Origin of the sequence: Gilliamella sp. ESL0405 (genome assembly GCF_019469205.1) — a bacterium.
Classification (GTDB): Bacteria; Pseudomonadota; Gammaproteobacteria; order Enterobacterales; family Orbaceae; genus Gilliamella.
Window position 1 is genome coordinate 59,599 of the sequence record NZ_CP048265.1, and the last position, 22,222, is coordinate 81,820.

Sequence of the window (22,222 nt, forward strand, 5' to 3'; positions counted from 1 at the left end):
GGTTGCTTTTTGAGATGATACTTGAAAGCTGCATAAGCCGTTTAGAAAAAAGTCATATGTGTCTGTCGTAAGATAGAGCCTTTTATGGCTGCATAAGGGGTTTAGGGTATTTTTGAAATATCTAAAACGTTTGTTTTTATACTGAAACGTGGGTGTTTTCTGAAAGTTTTTGGCAGGTTTTTGTGTTTTTTGCTTAAACATCTATATTTTCTGAAAGTTCTTGACAAGGTTTTTTATTTTCTTTGAAAGTTGCAGGTTTTTAGTCCGCTAGTTTCGGACGCTGTTAATTGGTTGATCTTTTCATTTTGGTGTCAGCGTCCGAATTAGGGGGATTTGGTGCGAAATCCCCCTAATAACCCCCTCGCAGCACCGCCCAAAGCGGTCTTCGACTGCCCTCCGCCTTCGTTCGGTCTTAACGCACCGGCGCTGATTTGTTCCGGACAAAGCAGCGCCTCGCCAAACATCCCTGTTTGGCGTGCTAACCTACTCAGTTGTCGGCGCTTTGTGAAGGTGCGGGTGGGTGCACTTGTTTGCTTTTGGGAAAGGTAACGGTAATTCGTTTGGAATTAGTAGTGAAGTTTAAAATACTAACTTTTTAAACCCTTTTTTTAGCTAAAAATAAAACCATTAAAAATCAATATATTGCAAAAGCGTTAGAAAAAAGGGTTTTTAAACCTAAAATTGCCCTTTGTGTTTTTATAAACGATGTTTATAGTATGTGAGATTCTACTTGAAAGCTGCATAAGCTGTTTAGAAAAAAAGTATTTTTGCTTTAGACACAGACGATATCTTGAAAGCTGCATAAGCTGTTTAGAAAATGAATTTCATCAAACAATTACCAGTTGATAGCTTGAAAGCTGCATAAGCTGTTTAGAAACACATCGGGGGTAAAAGTAATGGTGACATCAGTCTTGAAAGCTGCATAAGCTGTTTAGAAATCGTGCCGGGCAAGACGAGGGAGAAATCGAGTCTTTAAAGCTGCATAAGCTGTTTAGAAATCTTTCTTAACAATTGTATTGTACAATACAATCTTTTCAGCTGCATAAGCCGTTTAAAAAAAGCCGTATGTGTCTGCCGTAAGATAGAGCCTTTTATGGCTGCATAAGGGGTTTAGGATTTTTTTGAAATATCTTAAACTTTTGTTTTTATACTTAAACATGGGTATTTTCTGAAAGTTCTTGTCAAGGTTTCGTGCGACTTTTTAGTTATTATGGAAGGTAGTAATATTGAATTTTAGATATTTTTGAAAATATCTTAACCTTTTGTTTTTATACTAAAACATAGGTATTTTCTGAAAGTTTTTGTCAAAAATCATCTGTTTTTAAATTTGCTAACGGGATCTTATCTTAGGTTTTGTTAAGGATTGCGTTATAATGTCGCCAATTTTTTTGCAGTCTATAAAGATAATCGAGCAATGGCGTTAAAAATAACCAGTAAGTGTATTAATTGTGATATGTGCGAACCTGAGTGCCCGAATGAGGCGATCTCTATGGGGTTTGATACTTATGAGATCGACCCGAATAAATGCACGGAATGTGTTGGTTATTATGATCACTCTACATGCCAGCGTGTTTGTCCGATTCAAAATGCGATAATTGCTGATCCGGAGCATGAGGAGACGCATGATCAGCTTTTAGCAAAATTTGAGTTATTAAAGCGCTCTTCTTAGTTTATTGCTCAGATTTGACATCAATGCGAAGCGCTTTGGGAATTTCAAAGGTGATGTTTTCTAAAATGCCGTCGGTTTCAATTAACGATGTGCAGCCTAAACTTTTTAAATAATCGATAACCTGTTGCACTAATATATCCGGCGCTGAGGCACCCGCTGTTACGCCGATTCGGCGTGCATTGCTTATCCATTTTGGATCGATATCCGAGGCAAAATCAATTAAGTAGGCTTGTTTGCTGTTACGTCTGGCAAGCTCGGCTAATCGATTGGAATTGGATGAATTTTTAGATCCAACAACTAACACGATGTCTGCTTGTGATGACAGTTGTTTTACCGCTTGTTGTCGATTGGTTGTAGCATAACAGATATCATTTTTGCGTGGGCTTCGGATATGGGGAAAGCGTGCTTTTAAGGCGGCAATGATTTCAGCGGTATCATCTACCGATAAGGTTGTTTGGGTGGTAAAACAAAGATTATCTTCATTTTTGACCTGTAATTGTTGCACATCTTCGATAGATTCAACTAAATAAATACCCCCTTCGGGATTACTGTATTGCCCCATAGTGCCGTCTACTTCGATGTGTCCGGCATGACCGATTAAGATAACCTCTTCGCCTCGATAGCTCGATCTGGCTACTTCCATATGGACTTTAGTTACAAGTGGGCATGTGGCATCGAATATTCGAAGATGACGAGCTTTCGCCTCTTCTCGAACGGCTTTTGATACGCCATGTGCTGAAAAGATTAAAATGGTGTTGTCGGGGACTTCACTAATCTCTTCGATAAAAATTGCCCCGAGTTGTTTAAGGCGATTTACCACATAGCGATTATGCACCACTTCGTGGCGAACATAAACCGGTGCGCCAAACAGTTCAATCGCTCTTTCAACAATGGTGATAGCACGATCAACACCGGCACAAAAACCGCGAGGATTAGCTAAAATAATTTGCATCGTTATGGTGTCTTTTTCGGTTTTTTATAACTGCTGATAATAAACAATCCGATACCAACACAAATTGCGCAATCGGCAATATTAAACGTTGGGTAGTGCCAATTGCCAAAATTGACATCGAGAAAATCAACAACAAAACCATGATATAGCCGATCAAATAAGTTACCTAATGCACCGCCTAAAATCATTGATAGAGAAAGGTTTTCTAATTTTTGCGAGCGATTATTGCGATAAAGCATATACACAATCACTGCACTGATAACTAAGGCAATAGCAGCCAGCATTACTCTTTGCCCTTCAAAAATACTAAAGGCAGCGCCAATGTTACGCACATAGGTGATCGAAAAGAAGGGTAAGAGATTGACTGTTTCAAATAGTTCAAATCTATCTAAAATATAAAATTTACTTGCAATATCGATGATGAAAACGACTATTGCCAATAACACCCAGTAAAGTCCGTTATCTTTTTTCATGTAGTTGGCTCATTATGATATTACCGCCGACATTAGTCGGCGGAGAAGGTATTAAATTGCTATCGTATTGACGATAGCTTAATGGTTTATCGTGAGTGATTTACGGTTAAGCAAAATGTCTTATTTCGCCGTTTCCGTGAATGTTTTGCTCACAGCGTTTACATAAATGCGTTGTCGGTTCATTATCAACAGTATAATGCCAGCAACGTGGGCACTTATCGCCTTGTGCTTTCGCTAATTCAATTTTAAGACCGCTTATATCACTTTGTACTGCCTGTTGTGTTGCATTCTCAAGCGGTTTGACGCTTGCTTGTGAAGTGAGTAATACAAAGCGTAATTCATTTTCTAATTTCGCTAGTGCATTGGCGATATCCTTGTCAGCATAAAGCGTCACCGCCGCTTCAAGTGAACCGCCGATAACTTTATCGTTTCGTCCTTGTTCTAATACTTTATTCACTTCACTACGAATGGTGAGAATTTGTGCCCAATATTCACTATTTAACGCTTCACTCTCCGGTAAAGTAAAGAGTTGGTTGTACCATTCATCTTCAAATACGAACTCTGATTTTTCATTTGCCGGTAAGTACTGCCAAATTTCATCAGCGGTAAAGGATAATACCGGTGCAATCCAACGCACCATAGCTTGCGCAATATGATATAACGCCGTTTGACAACTATGGCGAGCAATACTATCGCTTTTAGCGGTGTATTGGCGATCTTTAATAATATCTAAATAGAATGATCCCATTTCAATTGAGCAAAATTGCATGATACGTTGTACCACTTTATGGAAATCATAACTTTCATACGCTTGAATAATTTGTTCTTGCGCTTCTTTCGCCATGCTAACCGCCCAGCGATCAAGTATCACCATCTCTTCAGGTTTAACCATATTTTTAGCTGGATCAAAACCATTTAAGTTTGCCAGTAAGAAGCGAGCGGTGTTACGAATACGACGATAGCTGTCTGCTGCTCGTTTGATGATTTCATCTGAGTAGCTCATTTCACCCGAATAATCGGTTGAGGCGATCCATAAACGTAAAATATCGGCGCCAAGTTTATTCATTACCTCTTGTGGGGTGACGATATTGCCTAGAGATTTAGACATTTTACGCCCTTGACCGTCCACCACAAAACCGTGAGTTAATACTTGTTTGTAAGGGGCTTTATTGTCAATTGCTGTTGATAGCATTAATGATGACATAAACCAACCACGGTGTTGATCAGAGCCTTCTAAATACATGTCGGCTTCGTGTCCTTCAAACTCCGGACGTACGCCTACAACTGAGAAGAAAGTTGATCCTGAATCAAACCATACATCCAGTGTGTCTGGTACTTTGCGGTAATCATCGGCATCGGGGCCTAAGAGATCTTTAATATCGGCATCCCACCATGCTTGAATACCGTTTTGTTCAACCAATTTAGCCACTTTTTCTACTAATTGTAGTGTATCGGGATGTAACTCTTCGGTTTCTTTGTGGACAAATAACGTCATAGGTACGCCCCATGTACGTTGACGAGAGATACACCAGTCCGGACGATTAGCGACCATTGTTTCAATTCGAGCTTGTCCCCAATCCGGGATCCAGCGCACTTGTTTGATCTCTTTTAGCGATTGCGCACGTAAACCTTGTTTGTCCATGCTGATGAACCATTGTGGTGTTGCACGGTAAATAACCGGTGTTTTATGGCGCCAGCAACATGGATAACTATGTTCGATATTCTCAAAGTGTAATAACGCATTGTGCTCTTTTAAGATCTCAACGACGACTTTATTGGCTTTAAACACAAAAAGACCATCTAAACCGGCGCCGGTGCCCGGTAAATAACAGCCATTACCGCCAACCGGGTTAGCTACTTCAAGTCCATATTTTTGACCGACTAAAAAGTCTTCTGCACCATGGCCGGGCGCTGTGTGCACTGCACCAGTACCGGCATCAACAGTTACATGTTCACCCAGTACAATCGGCTCATCAAAATCAAGGAAAGGGTGTTTAAAACGTAATAGCTCAAGTGCATCACCTTTACAGCTGCCAAGGACTTTCCAGTCTGAAATTTCGGCACGCTTCATGACTGATTCGACCAGATCAGTGGCTAAAATTAAGCACTCTTTATCGTTTATTTGTACCAGTTGATACTCAAATTCAGCATTTAAGGCAATACCACGGCTAGCCGGTAATGTCCAAGGTGTGGTTGTCCAAATCACGGCATAAATGGTTAAATCGGTATTTACGCCAAATTTACTTGCAACTGTTTGGTTATCTACGGCTTTAAATTTTACATCGATTGCCGGTGAAGATTTATCATAATATTCAACTTCAGCTTCGGCCAATGAAGACATACAATCAGTACACCAGTAAACCGGTTTAGCCCCTTTGACTAAATGCCCATTTTGAATCACTTTACCTAATGCTCGAATAATATTCGCTTCGGTATCGAAATTCATTGTACGGTAAGGGTTTTGCCAATCACCAAGGACACCCATGCGGATAAAATCGGCTTTTTGTAGCTCAACTTGTGAAGCAGCATAATCACGACAAATTTGACGAAATTCAGCAGGCGTTACTTTTACCCCCGGTTTACCGACTTGTTCTTCAACTTTCTGCTCAATTGGCAAACCATGACAGTCCCATCCTGGAATATACGGGGAGTCATAGCCACTTAAGCCTTTTGATTTGATAATAATATCTTTAATTATTTTATTAACTGCATGACCGATATGAAGTTTGCCGTTGGCATAAGGCGGGCCGTCGTGCAAAATAAATGCTTTCTTGCCTTTTTTGACTTGACGAATTTTGCGATAAAGTTCTTTATCGTACCAATTTTGCAACATTGCCGGTTCACGTTTGGCAAGATCGCCTCGCATTGGGAAACCGGTTTCCGGTAAATTCAAGGTATTTTTATAATCTGTCATGCTGATTTATTCCAGTTAATTTTGTTGATACTACTTTCTTAATTGGTTAATTGTGCACTGATCTTTTTAGCAGTGCAAACATCTTGTGTAATTTGTTCTTTTAATTCAGTTAATGAGTTAAATTTTTTCTCATCACGCAATTTTTTAACGAAGGTGACGTCTAAATATTGTCCATAAAGATCACCTGAAAAGTCAAATAGATTCACTTCTAAAATGGCTTTTTTTCCTTCAATAGTTGGTCTTATGCCTATATTGGCAATGCCGTGATAAGATTGCTGGCTACAACTATTTTTGACCTTCACTAAATAGACACCTTGCAAGGCTGGTTTTTTGCGGTGTAAATGAATATTCGCTGTTGGAAACCCTAACTGCCTTGCTAACGCATTGCCATGTATCACTCGACCAGCAATGGCGTAATTTCGACCTAACAGGCAATGTGCCAATTGAAAATCATTATTGGATAATGCTTTTCGAACTGCCGTACTGCTAACCCGTAAATGATCAAAGACAAAAGTCGGGATACTTTCTACCGCAAAGCCATAAGTTTGGGCATAGTGCTCAAGTAAGTTTATATCCCCTTTACGTTCATAGCCAAAGCGAAAATCATCACCAATAGCAATATATTTGGCTTGTAACTTATTTATCAACCAATCTTGGATAAAATCGTCAGCAGACATTTTGGCAAAAGTTTGGTTGAAGGGTATCGCAATAATATAATCTATGCCGAGTTTTTCAATTAAAATCACTTTTTCTTGAAATGAGGTTAATCGGGAAGGGGCATTGTCCGGGCAAAAAAACTCTAACGGTTGTGGTTCAAATAACATCACAACAGTCGGTAGATTTAATCTTTTACCTTGGGTAATTAAATGGTTAATTAATTGCTGATGTCCTAAATGTACGCCGTCAAAATTGCCCAATGTCAGTACACACTGGGAAACTTGATTTTTTATATTAGCAATACCGCGAATGATCTTCATGAAAATGTGTTATTTAACTGTGTAATTTAACTCAAGTAGCCGAGAATTATACCAATCTTTCTTGAAGATGCACGTAATATAAAGCTGATTTTTGGTCGTTTTGTCTTTGAGTTTTGGCTTTTAATTGGTGTTAAATAATCAATCTGCATACGACTGGTTCAAAAATCCGCTCTAGTTAAGTTGGCGTAAATATTGATTGTTACCAAAAAATCCGACAATAAGCCAGCTCTTTGGCTCGTTTTTTATATTCTTCTTGTTGCGCGGTAGGAATAAAAAAACGGTTTTTTTCTATCTCTTCGCACTCTTTTACATCACTTTTAATATGCTCTGCTTCTTCTTTTGATATTCGAAAGAAAAAGGTACTAAATATACCGATTTTTGAATCGTCATCATCATCCATAGTGACTTTATTTTCTAAATCAAACATTCTTTTGGAAGGATAAGCCAGTCCGTCGAATAAGTCTTGTGATTTAGTGAGTTTTCGCATCGCAATGGTTTGCTCATTACCATAAACGTAGTTTTCGTTGATAAAGTAATTGTCGCCTTGTTTACTTATTTCAACAATATTGGCGATCGTTGCCGTATGTTTATAATCCGGGCCACCTTCAACCCAAAAACCGATAAATTTATCTTCATTATTTCGTTGCGGTTCAGAACATGCTGTAATCAAAAATACCGTAAAAATGAGTGATAAATATTTCATTGAATATCCTTATAGTGTTAGTGATTTAAAGCCCTTAAAAACTCCTGCCTTGTACTTGGGTTGGTTTTAAATCCACCACCTAATGCCGTTGTGGTTGTCATGCTACTGGAATCTTTAATGCCTCTGGCTTTGACACAATAGTGAGTTGCATCAATTGAAACTGCCACATTTACCGTCCCTAGTAAGGTTTGAAGGGCAACGAGAATTTGTTGAGTTAACCTTTCTTGTACTTGTGGGCGTGAGGCAAAAAATTCGACAATTCGGTTAATTTTGGATAAGCCGATAACTTTATCTTTCGGGATATAAGAGACGGTCGCTTTACCGTCAATGGTGACAAAATGGTGTTCACACACACTGGTTAAGGTGATATCACGAACGGTTATCATCTCGTCAACTTGCATTTTATTTTCAATCAGTGTGATTTTCGGGAAATTCTCGTAATACAGTCCGGAAAAAATCTCATCGACATACATTTTAGAAACACGATGTGGCGTTTCGGCAAGACTGTCATCGGTCAGATCCAATTCCATTAACTGCATGATCTGACGAAAATGCTCTTCGATTTTTGCCTTGCGTTCACTATTATCCATTGCTAAACGACAAGAAGGGGTTTCAAGATTTTTTGCTGCCAGTGCGGCTTTAACTTTTTGTGCAGCAATGCTTAATTCTGTCATGGCTAAATACTCGGGCGAAAAAGATACCGTATTATATAACACTCGTTATTTAATATACAGTTTTTTACTTTGCGTTTTCTATTTAAACACCTTATTTACCCTAAACTTCTTTACACTATATTATCGTCAATAATGACAATATTATCGCTAATTGGGGTATACTGTTTGGTAACGTTTTTAATAAACTTGGGTAACTATAATGCCAAATAAAACACCAATCATTTTAATTGATGGATCTTCTTACCTTTACCGTGCTTTTTTTGCATGTCCGCCATTAACCAATGCCAAAGGTGAACCGACCGGGGCTATTTTTGGTGTGATTAATATGATTCGTAGCTTAATTAACCAATATAATCCTACCCATATTGCCGTTGTATTTGATGCGAAAGGTGGATCGTTTAGAAACGAAATTTACAGCGAATATAAAGCCACTCGTGAAGCCATGCCGGAAAACTTGCGTCCGCAAATTGAGCCGATCCATAACATTTTAAAAGCCATGGGCTTGCCGTTACTTTGCATTGATGGGGTAGAAGCTGATGATGTAATTGGGACACTGGCAAAACAAGCCGAAAAAGAAAATCATCATGTGTTAATTAGCACCGGTGATAAAGATATGGCGCAGCTGGTCAGCGATAAAGTGACATTGATTAATACCATGAACAATACCTTGCTTGATCCAAAAGGTGTCATGGAAAAATTTGGTGTACCGCCCGAAAAGATTATCGACTACTTAGCCTTAAGGGGCGATTCATCGGATAATATCCCCGGTGTGCCAGGCGTGGGTGAAAAAACGGCACAAAGTTTATTAACTGAATTTAATAGCGTTAAAGATATCTATCAACGTTTAGATGACATTGAAAAGTTATCAATTCGTGGGGCGAAATCTTTAAAACAAAAACTGATCGACAACCAAAAAGAAGCCGAACTGTCCTATTTATTGGCTACGATCAAAACCGATGTGAAGTTAGATTTTTCTAACGAGCAGCTTATCGCCGGTGATATTGATGTTAACGCTTTAAACGAACTATTTGCCTATTACGGCTTTCATCGCTGGCAAAAAGAGTTAATCTCCGGTAGCTTTTTAAAACAGCAAAAAGCATCGGCGGCGATTATCAGCAGTAACCTATCACTATTTGGGCAGGATGAATCGCCAGCGCAAACTAGATCGACCGATTATCAATGTATTTTAACCGATGAGCAATTAGATAGCTGGATTGTAAAATTAACCAATAGCACGCAATTTGCCTTCGATACGGAAACCGATAATGTTGATCATGTGCATGCTAAATTAGTCGGGATTTCGTTAAGCGTCACCCCGCATCAAGCGGCCTATATTCCGCTTGCTCATCACTATCTAGGCGTACCAGAGCAGCTTGCGCTTGATAGTGTGCTGGCGAAATTAAAACCGGTATTAGAAAACCCTAATATTAAAAAAATTGCCCAAAATGCTAAGTTTGATTACAGCGTACTGGCAAACTATGGCATTAAGGTGCAAGGTATCGCTTATGACACCATGCTTGAGTCGTATGTACTTAACAGTACCGAAAGGCACGATATGGACAGTTTAGCGAGCCGTTATTTAAATTATAAAACCATTACTTATAATGAACTGACTAAGCAAGATAAGAAACAACTGACAATTGATGCTATTGAGGTTGAAAAAACGACCCAGTATGCGGCGGAAGATGCCGATATAACTCTACAACTGCATGAAAAATTGTGGCCGGAACTGTCTAAAGAAGCAGAACTAACCAAGTTATTTACTGATATTGAAATGCCGTTAGCTATCGTATTGGCGGAAATGGAAAGAACCGGTGTTCTGGTGGATGCCAAACAGTTAAACGACTATTCACACGAACTGGCACAACAGTTAAAAGCAATTGAAGCAGAGCTACAATCGCTGGCCGGTGAAAAATTCAATCCGGCTTCACCAAAACAGATTCAAGCGATTTTGTTTGAAAAGCATCAACTGCCGGTATTGAAAAAAACGCCGAAAGGTGATCCGTCAACCAGTGAAGATGTGCTGAGCGAATTGGCAAATGAGTATGAGTTACCACGCATGATTTTATTTTATCGTGGGCTTGCCAAACTGAAAAATACCTATACCGATAAATTGCCATTGATGATAAGTCCAATCGATCATCGTATTCATACCAATTATAATCAAATTGGTACTGTAACCGGTCGCTTATCATCAAACGATCCAAATTTGCAAAATATTCCGGTACGCAATGAAGAGGGGCGTCGAATTCGCCAAGCATTTATTGCACCAAAAGGCTATAAAATTATTTCGGCTGACTATTCGCAAATTGAACTGCGCATTATGGCGCATCTTTCACAAGATAAGAGCCTACTTAATGCTTTTGCCCATGATAAAGATATTCACCGGGTAACTGCCAGTGAAATTTTAAGTAAACCGGAATCCGAAGTGACATCAGAAGAGCGTCGACGCGCTAAAGCGGTCAATTTTGGATTGATTTACGGTATGAGTGCATTTGGTCTATCCAAACAGATAAATATCGCCCGCAAAGAAGCGCAGTTTTATATCGATCGTTATTTTGAGCGTTATCCGGGTGTGCAAAACTATATGGAACAAACCCGCCAACTTGCTGCTCAGCAAGGGTACGTGCAAACGCTATCCGGCCGGCGGTTATATCTTCCTAAAATCACCTCAACTAATGGCATTGAAAAACGTGCTGCCGAACGTGCGGCAATTAATGCTCCAATGCAAGGGACAGCAGCTGACATTATTAAAACCGCCATGATTAAAATGAGTGACTGGATAAAAAGTCAACCAAACGGCAATATTAATATGGTGATGCAAGTTCACGATGAATTAGTGTTTGAAGTGAAAGAGGAACTGGTTGATAACTATTGTTCTAAAATTAAATCAATCATGGAAAACTGTTATCAATTATCGGTACCTTTAAAAGTCGATGTCGGTATTGGTAATAACTGGGATGAGGCACATTAATTGTTGCTATCGTCAGGTTGTCAAAAAGTGGTGGTTTTATACTTAAACGTAGGGTAAATCTGAAACTTCTTGACAAAATAGTGATTGATTTTAAGCCGCTAACTGGCTATTGCTCAAACCCTTTAGCGTGTTAAAATAAACCACTAAACCAAATTTATATCAAAATGTTATTACTTTACCAATGTTGGTTGGTAAGTTTGATAAAAGGGCACTGATAACGATCATCGTTTTGGTGTTCTTTTTGTTATTATTAGGATTATTTCATGAAAATCAAAACCCGTTTCGCACCAAGTCCGACTGGTTATTTACACGTAGGTGGTGCACGTACTGCGCTTTATTCTTGGCTTTATACTCGTCATGCACAAGGTGCATTTGTGTTGCGTATTGAAGATACCGATCTCGAACGTTCAACGCCGGAAGCGATAGAAGCGATTATGGAAGGAATGAATTGGTTAAAATTATCATGGGATGAAGGCCCGTATTTCCAGACAAAACGTTTTGATCGTTATAATCAAGTTATTGACGAAATGTTAGCCAATGGGTCAGCTTATCGTTGTTACTGTTCAAAAGAGCGCCTTGAAAAGTTGCGTGAAGAGCAAATGGCGAAAGGCGAAAAAGCACGTTATGACGGCCATTGCCGTTGTGATGAAGTACAAAAACAACATAACCATAACGAGCCACATGTTGTGCGTTTCGCTAACCCTGTTGACGGGGTTGTGGTGTTTAACGATCTCATTCGTGGCCCAATTGAAATTGCGAATAAAGAGCTTGATGATTTAATCATTCGCCGTACTGACGGTTCGCCAACTTATAATTTCTGTGTGGTGGTCGATGATTGGGATATGGAAATTACCCATGTGATTCGTGGTGAAGATCATATCAATAATACGCCTCGTCAAATTAATATACTTAAAGCTTTAGGAGCGCCACTGCCTGAATATGGTCATGTTTCGATGATTTTAGGTGATGACGGGCAAAAATTATCTAAACGCCATGGTGCGGTGAGTGTGATGCAGTATCGTGATGACGGTTACCTACCGGAAGCCTTGTTAAATTATTTAGTCCGACTCGGCTGGTCACATGGCGATCAAGAGATATTTTCAGTACCTGAAATGGTTAGCTATTTCTCGTTAGATGCGGTCAGTAAATCGGCCAGTGCTTTTAATACTGAAAAGTTATTATGGTTAAATCATCACTATATTAATCATTTAGATGCTGATTATGTCGCACAGCACTTAATGTGGCACATCAATCAACAAGGTTATGATTTAACTCAAGGGCCGGATTTAATTACTATCATCAAATTATTTGGTGAGCGCTCAAAAACCCTTAAAGAAATGGCTGAAGCATGCCGCTATTGCTATCAAGATTTTGATGATTTTGATGCCGATGCTGCCAAAAAACATTTACGTCCGGTGGCAAAAGCACCATTAGAGCTGATTAAAACCAAAATTGCAGCGATTGCGGATTTTGATTGGCAAATCGATAAAATTCATCATGCTATTGAAGCAACCGCTAGCGAACTTGATGTCGGTATGGGCAAAGTGGGTATGCCGTTACGTGTTGCAGTAACTGGCATCGGTCAATCACCGTCAGTGGATGCGACCGTGTTTGCCGTTGGTAAAAAACGGGCTTTAGCGAGAATTGATAAAGCACTGGCTTATATTGCACAACGGGAACAGGCTTAAGCATAATATTGATTGCCGGGTAAAAACCCCGGCAATTGGCTTTCTGGCAATATTGAGAGTTTACTTATGGCTCGTTTAAAAAAACGTTATTGGTTTTTACTAAGTTTTTTTCTTATTATCGGGCTGTTCATCATTGGCGGCTGGCAATATTGGATATCAATTAAGCAAAAATATGATATTGCGTTAGATTGGCAGGGACTCAATGTCAGTTTCGACGGTATATCATTTGAAGAAATCACTCTATCCCAGCAAAAAACCACTATCGTAGCCAAAAACATAAATTTATCATTGGCGAAATTGTCTGTTAAAGATTTAAGTCTCTATTTGCCACAGGATGATGATCCAATAACGGCTGACTCTACCGATAAACAGATAAGTGATAGCGAACAACCTCCGGAACAGTCCGGTTTGGATCTGGCAACGCTAGCAACCGTATTTAATTGGATGCCAACAACCATTCATGTTGATTCATTCAAACTCTACCAACAACATGTCCCGATTTTGGATATAAAGATTGATGCCGTCAAACAGCAACAATCCCTTAAACTCGATATTTCAACAGATAAACCCTATTTAGCGCATTTGTCAGGTAATTTGCTGTTGAACCAAACCGATTCACATTTAGAAATTCAGCAGGGACTTTTTACTACCACATTAAATCAATTAGGTATTGAAAATGGCAATATCACGCTACCTTTCTCCGCAACAATTAGCCAAGATCAAGTCACTTTAACGAACTTAGATAATGGATCGGTGAGTGTCAAAAAAGCGCAGTTGACTGAGGATTTAATGGTTAATGATTTAACCGGTAGTTTACAGTTTAAAATACAGTTCCCTTTGTTATTTGAATTAAATCAACTGTCAGCAACAGGTCAATTAGCTATCCATAAAGCCAATGGAATTTATAAAAACAGTGATATTAAATCAGTCAGTGGCGCAGTAAATTTATCGCTGAAAAATAATCAATTTAATGTATCAACCTCCGCATTGAACATTCAGGAAGTCAATTTAGGGGTTATTTTCCAAAAAATAAAATTAGCCGGTCAATATTCTGCTTCTCTAAATTCACCCAGCAAAGGTTTGGTAACATGGACAAAAGCACAAGCGGCGCTCTTTTCCGGAACGTTGTTGCTTGACGCCGGTAAATTGAATTTAGCTAAATTGCCCCAACAATTAAAATTAAGATTAAAAAATATTCAGTTACAAGATGTTTTTACTCAGTATCCAGCGGAAGGTTTAGACGCTAAAGGGACGATTGAGGGGTATTTACCAATCACACTATTAACCGTGAAAAACAACGGTAAAAACAGTTTAGGCATAGTGATTAAAAATGGAGAATTAACCACCGTCAATGACGGCTATTTACGCTTTGACAATGCGACACTTAAAGAGTATGCACAAGCTAACCCAAATATTAAAATACTCACTGATATTATTAAAAATTTTCATTATACTAAGCTAGCCGGAACAGTTTATTATAGCAATGGAATCGCCAAATTAGGTTTAAATATTCAAGGGAATAATTTAGATGCTGAAAATGGTAAAGCGTTAAATTTAAATCTCAATCTGGAAGAAAATGTCGCTAACTTGCTAATGAGTATGCAACTGTCCGATCAAATTAGCGAACCTATTCGTAAGCGAATTGAAGCGCATTTAAATAAGAAGCGGTGATCAATTAAGAGGATATTCTATGCTAAAAGGTGTGATAGCTATTATGTTAGGAAGTTTTATATTAATCGGATGTTCACCAACGGTAAAAGTGCAAGCGCCGAGTGAGCCGATTAATATCAATTTAAATGTTAAGATTGATCATGAAATCAATATCAAAGTCGATAAAGCGCTAGATAATATGATTAATAAATCCGGGTTATATTAAAAAGTACGTTTTACTCTTTATTATCCTTGATGAAGGAAAACCCAAACCCATACTTATTGCTACAATAAATAGTAGCGAAAAATTTTTTATTACACATATTTAACTAATTTCAATATGATGTATTTATCAGGGGGAACTGTTATGAAGATTTTTAAAAAAGCAACGATAGTATTATTATCGGCTATTTTATCTTTTCCGGTATTGGCGTTAACGTTAGATCAAGCCATGAGCTCGTTAAGCCAAGCAAAAGCTAATGGTTTAGTAGGTGAACAAGCCGACGGCTACTTAGGCGTAGTTAAAAATGAAGGTGAGGCAAGTCAAATTGCGCAGTTAATTAATCAGGCTCGTAAAGCACAATATCAAAAAGTTGCCGGTGAAACCAATGTGTCGTTAACCGAAGTGCAAAACCGAGCGGGCAGTAAAGCGCAAGAAAAAACGCCAGCCGGTCAATATATCAAACAACAAGGTCAGTGGATAAAGAAATAATCTTAATCTTTTTCAGTGATAGGAAAAGTATAATGACATAATACTTTAATTATGTATAAATTATGTGTATTGTGTTACTTTAGCGAATTATTCGCAACAATTTATTAAAAAGCTTGGCACCCAATAATGTGTGCTAAGTTTTAAATGTAACGTTAGTTTTTACTTGTAAATAGTATCGCTTTAGCGATTTTAAATGGAGAAATTCAATGTGTTCGATTTTAGGTATTCTTGATATTAAATCAGATCCGGAACAACTACGAACAAAAGCATTAGAACTATCAAGTCTACAGCGTCATCGTGGCCCTGATTGGTCTGGTATTTTTGCTTCTGATAAAGCTATTCTTGCTCATGAACGTTTATCAATTGTTGATGTTAATACAGGATCTCAGCCACTTTATAATAAAGATAAGACTTTAGTATTAGCAGTTAATGGCGAAATTTATAATCATCAAGAACTCCGAAATCAGTACAAAGATCGTTATGAGTTTCAAACCGGCTCAGACTGTGAAGTTATCTTAGCGCTATATCAAGAAAAAGGTATTGATTGCCTTGATGACTTACAAGGTATGTTTGCTTTTATTCTTTATGATATTAACAAAGGCACTTATTTTATTGGTCGTGACCATATTGGTATCATCCCAATGTATATGGGTCATGATGAAAACGGCACATTTTACGTTGCTTCTGAAATGAAAGCGTTAGTACCGGTGTGTAAAACCATTGAAGCATTTCCGCCGGGATGTTATCTATCAAGCACTGAAGGTGAAATCAAAACCTATTATAAACGTGATTGGATGGATTATGAAAACGTTAAGGATAATAAAACCGATATCAATGCACTACGAATTGCGTTAGAAGAGTCTGTTAAGAGTCATCTTATGTCAGATGTGCCATACGGCGTTTTATTATCCGGTGGGCTTGATTCTTCGGTGATTTCGGCTATTACCAAAAAATTCTCAGCACGTCGTGTTGAAGATCATGAAAAATCTGAAGCTTGGTGGCCACAATTGCACTCTTTTGCCGTAGGTTTAAAAGGGGCGCCAGATCTTAAAGCTGCGCAAGCGGTTGCCGATCATCTTGGTACAGTTCACCACGAAATCAACTTTACCATTCAAGAAGGTATCGATGCTATTCGTGATGTGATTTATTACATTGAAACTTATGATGTCACAACTATCCGTGCTTCAACACCAATGTATCTAATGGCGAGAAAGATTAAAGCCATGGGGATTAAAATGGTGTTATCCGGTGAAGGTGCTGATGAAGTGTTTGGTGGTTACCTCTATTTCCATAAAGCGCCAAATGCTAAAGAGTTCCATGAAGAGACAGTACGAAAATTAGCCGCTCTTCATATGTATGACTGTGCACGTGCTAATAAAGCAATGGCAGCATGGGGCGTTGAAGCTCGTGTACCATTCCTTGATAAGAAATTCTTAGATGTGGCAATGCGCATTAATCCAAAAGATAAAATGTGCGGTAGCAACGGCAAAATGGAAAAACATATTGTCCGTGAAGCATTTGAATCTTATTTACCGGCATCTGTGGTTTGGCGTCAAAAAGAGCAATTCTCTGACGGTGTTGGCTATAGTTGGATCGATACTTTAAAAGAGATTGCGGAAAGTAAAATCACTGATCAGCAGTTAGAAAACGCAAAATTCCGTTTTCCTTACAATACACCGACTTCTAAAGAAGCTTATATGTACCGTGAAATTTTTGATGAATTATTCCCGGTTGAAAGCGCAGCGCATTGTGTACCGGGTGGTCCAACCGTTGCTTGCTCGACAGCCAAAGCGATTGAATGGGATGAGTCATTTAAAAATTTAAATGATCCTTCTGGTCGTGCAGCGGTAGGTGTCCATAACGACGCTTATAAAAAATAATTAGCTTACGCTTTAATGATTAATAAAAAACGGGGAATTTTCCCCGTTTTTTGTTGCTCACATACTGCCTATGTTTGACAGTTTGAATTAGTGTGCAGCGCCTTTTGGTGCGCCGATAGGTAAAATAGTGCGTCCGTATTGTTCATTAAGCACTTCTGCCATAGCAAGGTAGATAGCGCTTGCGCCACAAATAATACCTTCAAACCCGGCAACATGGATAATGTCGTGATTACCGGAAATGTTACCAATTGCTAACAGCGCAAATAAAAGCGTTAAGCTGGCAAAAACAAATTGTAATACACGATTACCTTTTAATGTGCCGATAAACATAAAGCCGGTAAAAATGCCCCATAAAGCAAGGAAGATTCCGACAAAAGTTGCATCGGTCGGTGCAGTTGCTGGCGAAGTTGGTAAATACCAAATGCCAACTAGTGCAATCCAGAAGAAACCGTATGAAGTAAAAGCAGTGGTGCCAAATGTGTTACCTTTGCGGAATTCTAAAATGCCGGCAATGACTTGTGCCAGTCCACCATAAAAAATACCCATTGACACAATTGCCGTCATAACAGGAAAAAATCCTGCATTATGAATATTTAATAAAATTGTGGTCATACCAAATCCCATTAGTCCAAGTGGGCCAGGATTGGCAAGTTTTGTTTGTTCCATAAAGATCCTTTAACTAATAATCATAATAAAAAAGAGCGGCAATAATAAGTGTTGAAAAGCGGAGAATCAAGATTTAAAGAAAAATAATTTTTTTTCCCCCTTGATATTAAAAATTACGTTCCCATTTAAGTGGAAACAAAATTATTTCTTTGTGAAAATTAAGGGCTTGAAAATCCATATTTCAGACTTATATACAAAGAATAAAATACAGGTTTTGAGGAGAATAGATTATGGGTAAAATTATTGGTATCGATTTAGGTACAACAAATTCATGTGTAGCAGTAATGGATAACGGTCAGGCTAAAGTATTAGAAAATGCCGAAGGCGATCGCACAACCCCTTCCATTATTGCCTATACGCAAGATGGCGAAATTCTAGTTGGTCAACCGGCTAAACGCCAAGCAGTAACCAATCCACAAAATACATTATTTGCCATTAAACGTTTAATTGGTCGTCGTTTTGAAGATGCCGAAGTACAACGTGATGTTGGTATTATGCCATATAAAATTGTTAAAGCTGACAATGGCGATGCATGGGTAGAAGTAAAAGGCCAAAAAATTGCTCCGCCACAAATTTCTGCTGAAGTATTAAAGAAAATGAAGAAAACAGCAGAAGATTATCTTGGTGAACCAGTAACCGAAGCTGTCATTACTGTTCCGGCATATTTTAATGACGCACAACGTCAAGCAACCAAAGATGCTGGTCGTATTGCCGGTTTAGATGTTAAACGTATTATCAACGAACCAACAGCTGCAGCATTAGCTTATGGTTTAGATAAAGATGTTGGTAACCGCACCATTGCCGTTTATGACTTAGGTGGTGGTACATTTGATATTTCAATCATCGAAATCGATGATGTTGACGGTGAAAAAACTTTCGAAGTATTAGCAACCAATGGTGATACTCACTTAGGTGGTGAAGACTTTGACTCACGCTTAATTAACTACTTAGTTGATGAGTTTAAACGTGAACAAGGTTTCGATCTTAAAAATGATCCACTTGCAATGCAACGTTTAAAAGAAGCGGCTGAAAAAGCGAAAATTGAATTATCATCAGCACAACAAACTGATATTAACTTACCTTATATCACTGCTGATGCATCTGGCCCTAAACACTTAAATATCAAAGTGACTCGCGCTAAATTAGAATCTTTAGTTGAAGATTTAGTTAAACGCTCAATGGAACCAGTGAAAACAGCATTACAAGATGCCGGTCTTTCTGTTTCTGATATTAAAGATGTCATTTTAGTGGGTGGTCAAACCCGTATGCCAATGGTGCAAAAAGCGGTTGCTGACTTCTTTGGTAAAGAACCTCGTAAAGACGTTAACCCGGATGAAGCAGTTGCAGTTGGTGCGGCAGTACAAGGTGGTGTGTTAGGTGGTGATGTTAAAGATGTATTATTACTTGACGTAACCCCATTATCATTAGGTATTGAAACAATGGGTGGTGTGATGACTACCTTGATTGAGAAAAATACGACTATTCCAACTAAACATAGTCAAGTGTTCTCAACAGCAGAAGATAATCAATCTGCGGTAACCATTCATGTGTTACAAGGTGAGCGTAAACGTGCAAGCGATAATAAATCATTAGGTCAATTTAACCTTGATGGTATTCAAGCGGCACCACGTGGTATGCCACAAATTGAAGTAACTTTTGATATTGATGCCGACGGTATCTTACATGTTTCAGCGAAAGATAAAAACACCGGACGTGAACAAAACATTACCATTAAAGCTTCTTCTGGTTTAAGCGAAGAAGAAATCCAAAAAATGGTTAATGATGCCGAAGCAAATGCTGATGCTGACCGTAAGTTTGAAGAGCTAGCTCAAGTTCGTAATCAAGCGGATCATCTTGTTCACTCAACTCGTAAACAAGTTACTGAAGCAGGCGATCAATTACCGGCAGCGGATAAAACAGCTATCGAAGAAGCAGTAACTGCATTAGAAACTGCAGCTCGTGGTGAAGATAAAGCTGAAATTGAAGCGAAAATCAATGCATTAATGGAAGCATCGAAAAAGTTACTTGAAATTGCACAACAACAAGCGCAAGCTGACCAAGGTGCACAAGCAAGTAGCGCTAGTGATGCTGGTCAAGATGATGTTGTTGATGCGGACTTCAAAGAAGTTGATGATGATAAAAAATAAGCATTAACAACGATGTTTTTTAATGAGTTATTTCAACGAGTTATAAACATGTAACTTACTAAACGGGCGCGAGGTAACTCAAGCCCGTTTAGTTGTTTTTGCAAGAAAAATTAAGGTTAATTATGGCGAAGAAAGATTATTATGAAACATTAGGCGTAAGTAAAAGCGCAACTGAAGCTGAGATAAAAAAAGCCTATAAACGCCTAGCCATGAAATATCATCCTGATAAAAATCAGGACAATAAAGCCGAAGCTGAAGCAAAATTCAAAGAAGTTAAAGAAGCTTATGAAGTATTGACCGATGCACAAAAGAAAGCCGCTTATGATCAATATGGACATGCCGCTTTTGAGCAAGGTTTTGGTGGCGGCGGTGCTGGCGCAGGTGGATTTGGTGGCTTTAGTGGTTTTGGTGGTGGATCGGCATTTGATGATATTTTTAGTGACTTCTTCGGCGGTGGTCGTGGGCGTGCGCAAAGCTCTTCAAGAGGTGCAGATTTACAATATAATATCACCCTAACATTAGAAGAAGCAGCAAGCGGCGTAAGTAAAGAGATCAAAGTACCGACTTGGGTGACCTGTAGTGTTTGTCATGGACAAGGTACTGAAAAAGCCTCTGATGTGGTTACTTGTGATACCTGTCATGGTGCTGGCGTTGTTCAAATGCGTCAAGGCTTTTTTGCGGTACAGCAAGAGTGTCCAACCTGTCATGGCCGTGGTAAAGTGGTGAAAAATCCATGTAAGAAATGTCATGGTGAAGGTCGAGTTCAGAAAACCAAAACATTATCTGTCACTATTCCGGCCGGTGTTGACACTGGTAACCGTATCCGTCTTTCTGGTGAAGGCGAGGCAGGGTTAAATGGTGCGCCAGCAGGTGATTTATATGTTCAAGTGCAGGTAAAACCTCACGGAATTTTTGAACGAGATGGCACAAATCTACATTGTGAGATTCCAATTAATATTGTTTTAGCGTCGTTAGGTGGGGAAGTTGAAGTGCCTACATTAAATGGTAAAGTGAGCTTAACCATTCCGGCTGAAACTCAAACAGGTAAAATGTTCCGTTTACGTGGTAAAGGTATTAAATCATTACGTGGTAATTCTGTGGGTGATTTATACTGTCATGTTGTGGTTGAAACACCGGTTAACCTCACCGGTAAACAAAAAGAGTTACTCAAAGAGCTTGGCGAAAGTTTGAAAGCGGATAAAAATGCTAAACACAGCCCAAAAGAAAAAAGCTTTTTTGATAAAGTTAAAAAGTTTTTTGGATAAGAAAATATCACTCAATAGCGAAGCAGGGTTATCTGCTTCGCTATTTTTTTGACACTCAAATAAGACTAAAAGATATAGCGACGCAAGTCGCACAACAGATACTCAATCAAAATTTATCCGTAAATATTGAATGTAAATATGATCCGACTTGGTCGCAGTATTTAACTTGGGTGAAATAGTTTATAAAAACTTAATTGAAAGTAAAAAAACCCAGCAAAGCTGGGCAATATGGGTTTAATGTTTAATTTTATTTATTGTCATTTAGAACTAAATTTTAGTTGTAAAAGTACGAGCAATAACGTCACGTTGTTGTTCTGCAGTTAAAGAGTTAAAACGTACTGCATAACCAGAAACACGAATAGTTAATTGAGGATATTTTTCCGGATGTTGCACAGCATCTTCTAATGTTTCACGACGAAGTACGTTAACATTTAAGTGTTGGCCACCTTCAACTTTAATTGTTGGTGCGACATCTAATGGAATTTCACGATATTCGAATTGACCAAGTTCAGCTGTTGGAATGACTTGATCTTCTTTGTAAACAGATTTAGCAGCAACACAACGTGCTTCTTTAGTTGAATCATCTAATAACCAGAAAGAGTTTAATAGTGCTGCATTGTCTGCTTTAGTGATTTGGATACCTGTAATCATTTTAAATCCTCCTAACGGACGTTATTGTCCTGAATAATTGATTGTAATATAGCACTTTAAAAAATTGATTAAAGTCAAAAAAAGCTATCAATCTGATAAGCAATACCTTAGATCACTTTTTAGTCAGGTAATCAATAAAACGGATTGTAATATTTTATAAATGATTTGGGTATCAATATGTTAGATAAACATGTTCGGTTTAGAAATAGATCGCTTTTTATCCAGCC

17 protein-coding genes and 1 CRISPR repeat array are annotated in these 22,222 nt (G+C 38.5%); of the genes, 9 read left to right on the forward strand and 8 right to left on the reverse strand.

What is annotated here, in order from left to right:
- Positions 1-729: 729 nt before the first annotated feature.
- Positions 730-1,058: direct repeats of the CRISPR family, unit length 28 nt; unit sequence CTTGAAAGCTGCATAAGCTGTTTAGAAA.
- A 356-nt stretch (positions 1,059-1,414) separates the two neighbouring features.
- Positions 1,415-1,669 carry a YfhL family 4Fe-4S dicluster ferredoxin gene (locus tag GYM74_RS00310; RefSeq protein WP_220218536.1) on the forward strand — a complete coding sequence of 85 codons (255 nt, stop codon included), beginning with the start codon at positions 1,415-1,417 and terminating at the stop codon, positions 1,667-1,669.
- Between the two features lies 1 nt (position 1,670).
- Here the strand turns inward: GYM74_RS00310 and ispH are convergent, their stop codons facing one another.
- From ispH to folE, 6 genes are all read right to left on the reverse strand, one after another.
- Positions 1,671-2,621, reverse strand: a complete 951-nt coding sequence (gene ispH, locus GYM74_RS00315; protein ID WP_220218537.1) for a 4-hydroxy-3-methylbut-2-enyl diphosphate reductase — start codon at positions 2,619-2,621, stop codon at positions 1,671-1,673.
- 2 nt (positions 2,622-2,623) lie between these two features.
- Entirely contained in the window at positions 2,624-3,094 is a 471-nt protein-coding gene (lspA, locus tag GYM74_RS00320; protein ID WP_220218538.1) for a signal peptidase II, read from the reverse strand.
- Positions 3,095-3,200: 106 nt separating this feature from the next.
- Positions 3,201-6,008 carry an isoleucine--tRNA ligase gene (gene ileS / locus GYM74_RS00325; RefSeq protein ID WP_220218539.1) on the reverse strand — a complete coding sequence of 936 codons (2,808 nt, stop codon included), beginning with the start codon at positions 6,006-6,008 and terminating at the stop codon, positions 3,201-3,203.
- Between the two features lie 38 nt (positions 6,009-6,046).
- On the reverse strand, positions 6,047-6,985 hold the full coding sequence (gene ribF / locus GYM74_RS00330) for a bifunctional riboflavin kinase/FAD synthetase (protein WP_220218540.1): 939 nt from the start codon (positions 6,983-6,985) through the stop codon (positions 6,047-6,049).
- A gap of 199 nt (positions 6,986-7,184) precedes the next feature.
- Positions 7,185-7,688, reverse strand: coding sequence for a hypothetical protein (locus tag GYM74_RS00335; protein WP_220218541.1), 504 nt, complete (start codon positions 7,686-7,688; stop codon positions 7,185-7,187).
- Between the two features lie 17 nt (positions 7,689-7,705).
- Positions 7,706-8,362, reverse strand: a complete 657-nt coding sequence (folE, locus tag GYM74_RS00340; protein ID WP_220218542.1) for a GTP cyclohydrolase I FolE — start codon at positions 8,360-8,362, stop codon at positions 7,706-7,708.
- Positions 8,363-8,561: 199 nt separating this feature from the next.
- Between folE and polA the strand changes: the two genes are divergently transcribed.
- The 6 genes from polA to asnB all read left to right on the forward strand — a co-directional run bounded on the left by polA (position 8,562) and on the right by asnB (position 17,266).
- On the forward strand, positions 8,562-11,336 hold the full coding sequence (polA, locus tag GYM74_RS00345; protein WP_220218543.1) for a DNA polymerase I: 2,775 nt from the start codon (positions 8,562-8,564) through the stop codon (positions 11,334-11,336).
- Between the two features lie 263 nt (positions 11,337-11,599).
- Complete coding sequence (gene gltX / locus GYM74_RS00350; protein WP_220218544.1) at positions 11,600-13,024, forward strand: glutamate--tRNA ligase; 1,425 nt, start codon at positions 11,600-11,602, stop codon at positions 13,022-13,024.
- A 66-nt stretch (positions 13,025-13,090) separates the two neighbouring features.
- Entirely contained in the window at positions 13,091-14,695 is a 1,605-nt protein-coding gene (locus GYM74_RS00355) for a YdbH domain-containing protein (protein WP_220218545.1), read from the forward strand.
- A 19-nt stretch (positions 14,696-14,714) separates the two neighbouring features.
- Positions 14,715-14,900, forward strand: a complete 186-nt coding sequence (locus tag GYM74_RS00360) for a YnbE family lipoprotein (protein WP_220218546.1) — start codon at positions 14,715-14,717, stop codon at positions 14,898-14,900.
- A 141-nt stretch (positions 14,901-15,041) separates the two neighbouring features.
- Positions 15,042-15,386 (forward strand): YdbL family protein, encoded by a 345-nt coding sequence (locus GYM74_RS00365; protein ID WP_220218547.1) that lies wholly within the window; start codon positions 15,042-15,044, stop codon positions 15,384-15,386.
- Between the two features lie 206 nt (positions 15,387-15,592).
- On the forward strand, positions 15,593-17,266 hold the full coding sequence (gene asnB, locus GYM74_RS00370; protein WP_220218548.1) for an asparagine synthase B: 1,674 nt from the start codon (positions 15,593-15,595) through the stop codon (positions 17,264-17,266).
- Positions 17,267-17,353: 87 nt separating this feature from the next.
- Here the strand turns inward: asnB and satP are convergent, their stop codons facing one another.
- Complete coding sequence (satP, locus tag GYM74_RS00375) at positions 17,354-17,932, reverse strand: acetate uptake transporter (RefSeq protein ID WP_220218549.1); 579 nt, start codon at positions 17,930-17,932, stop codon at positions 17,354-17,356.
- A 230-nt stretch (positions 17,933-18,162) separates the two neighbouring features.
- Here satP and dnaK point away from each other — a divergent pair, with 230 nt between their 5' ends.
- Together dnaK and dnaJ are read left to right on the forward strand one after the other, a co-directional pair.
- Positions 18,163-20,079: a molecular chaperone DnaK gene (gene dnaK / locus GYM74_RS00380; RefSeq protein WP_220218550.1), complete on the forward strand. Its 1,917-nt coding sequence runs from the start codon at positions 18,163-18,165 to the stop codon at positions 20,077-20,079.
- Between the two features lie 122 nt (positions 20,080-20,201).
- Positions 20,202-21,344 (forward strand): molecular chaperone DnaJ, encoded by a 1,143-nt coding sequence (dnaJ, locus tag GYM74_RS00385; protein ID WP_220218551.1) that lies wholly within the window; start codon positions 20,202-20,204, stop codon positions 21,342-21,344.
- 267 nt (positions 21,345-21,611) lie between these two features.
- Here the strand turns inward: dnaJ and grcA are convergent, their stop codons facing one another.
- Positions 21,612-21,995 (reverse strand): autonomous glycyl radical cofactor GrcA, encoded by a 384-nt coding sequence (gene grcA / locus GYM74_RS00390; RefSeq protein WP_220218552.1) that lies wholly within the window; start codon positions 21,993-21,995, stop codon positions 21,612-21,614.
- Positions 21,996-22,222 lie beyond the last annotated feature (227 nt).

Bases quoted from the DNA above. Each gene is read 5' to 3' on its own strand.
- GYM74_RS00310 (WP_220218536.1), top strand. From the start codon at position 1,415: ATGGCGTTAAAAATAACCAGTAAGTGTATTAATTGTGATATGTGCGAA.
- ispH (WP_220218537.1), bottom strand. From the start codon at position 2,621: ATGCAAATTATTTTAGCTAATCCTCGCGGTTTTTGTGCCGGTGTTGAT.
- lspA (WP_220218538.1), bottom strand. From the start codon at position 3,094: ATGAAAAAAGATAACGGACTTTACTGGGTGTTATTGGCAATAGTCGTT.
- ileS (WP_220218539.1), bottom strand. From the start codon at position 6,008: ATGACAGATTATAAAAATACCTTGAATTTACCGGAAACCGGTTTCCCA.
- ribF (WP_220218540.1), bottom strand. From the start codon at position 6,985: ATGAAGATCATTCGCGGTATTGCTAATATAAAAAATCAAGTTTCCCAG.
- GYM74_RS00335 (WP_220218541.1), bottom strand. From the start codon at position 7,688: ATGAAATATTTATCACTCATTTTTACGGTATTTTTGATTACAGCATGT.
- folE (WP_220218542.1), bottom strand. From the start codon at position 8,362: ATGACAGAATTAAGCATTGCTGCACAAAAAGTTAAAGCCGCACTGGCA.
- polA (WP_220218543.1), top strand. From the start codon at position 8,562: ATGCCAAATAAAACACCAATCATTTTAATTGATGGATCTTCTTACCTT.
- gltX (WP_220218544.1), top strand. From the start codon at position 11,600: ATGAAAATCAAAACCCGTTTCGCACCAAGTCCGACTGGTTATTTACAC.
- GYM74_RS00355 (WP_220218545.1), top strand. From the start codon at position 13,091: ATGGCTCGTTTAAAAAAACGTTATTGGTTTTTACTAAGTTTTTTTCTT.
- GYM74_RS00360 (WP_220218546.1), top strand. From the start codon at position 14,715: ATGCTAAAAGGTGTGATAGCTATTATGTTAGGAAGTTTTATATTAATC.
- GYM74_RS00365 (WP_220218547.1), top strand. From the start codon at position 15,042: ATGAAGATTTTTAAAAAAGCAACGATAGTATTATTATCGGCTATTTTA.
- asnB (WP_220218548.1), top strand. From the start codon at position 15,593: ATGTGTTCGATTTTAGGTATTCTTGATATTAAATCAGATCCGGAACAA.
- satP (WP_220218549.1), bottom strand. From the start codon at position 17,932: ATGGAACAAACAAAACTTGCCAATCCTGGCCCACTTGGACTAATGGGA.
- dnaK (WP_220218550.1), top strand. From the start codon at position 18,163: ATGGGTAAAATTATTGGTATCGATTTAGGTACAACAAATTCATGTGTA.
- dnaJ (WP_220218551.1), top strand. From the start codon at position 20,202: ATGGCGAAGAAAGATTATTATGAAACATTAGGCGTAAGTAAAAGCGCA.
- grcA (WP_220218552.1), bottom strand. From the start codon at position 21,995: ATGATTACAGGTATCCAAATCACTAAAGCAGACAATGCAGCACTATTA.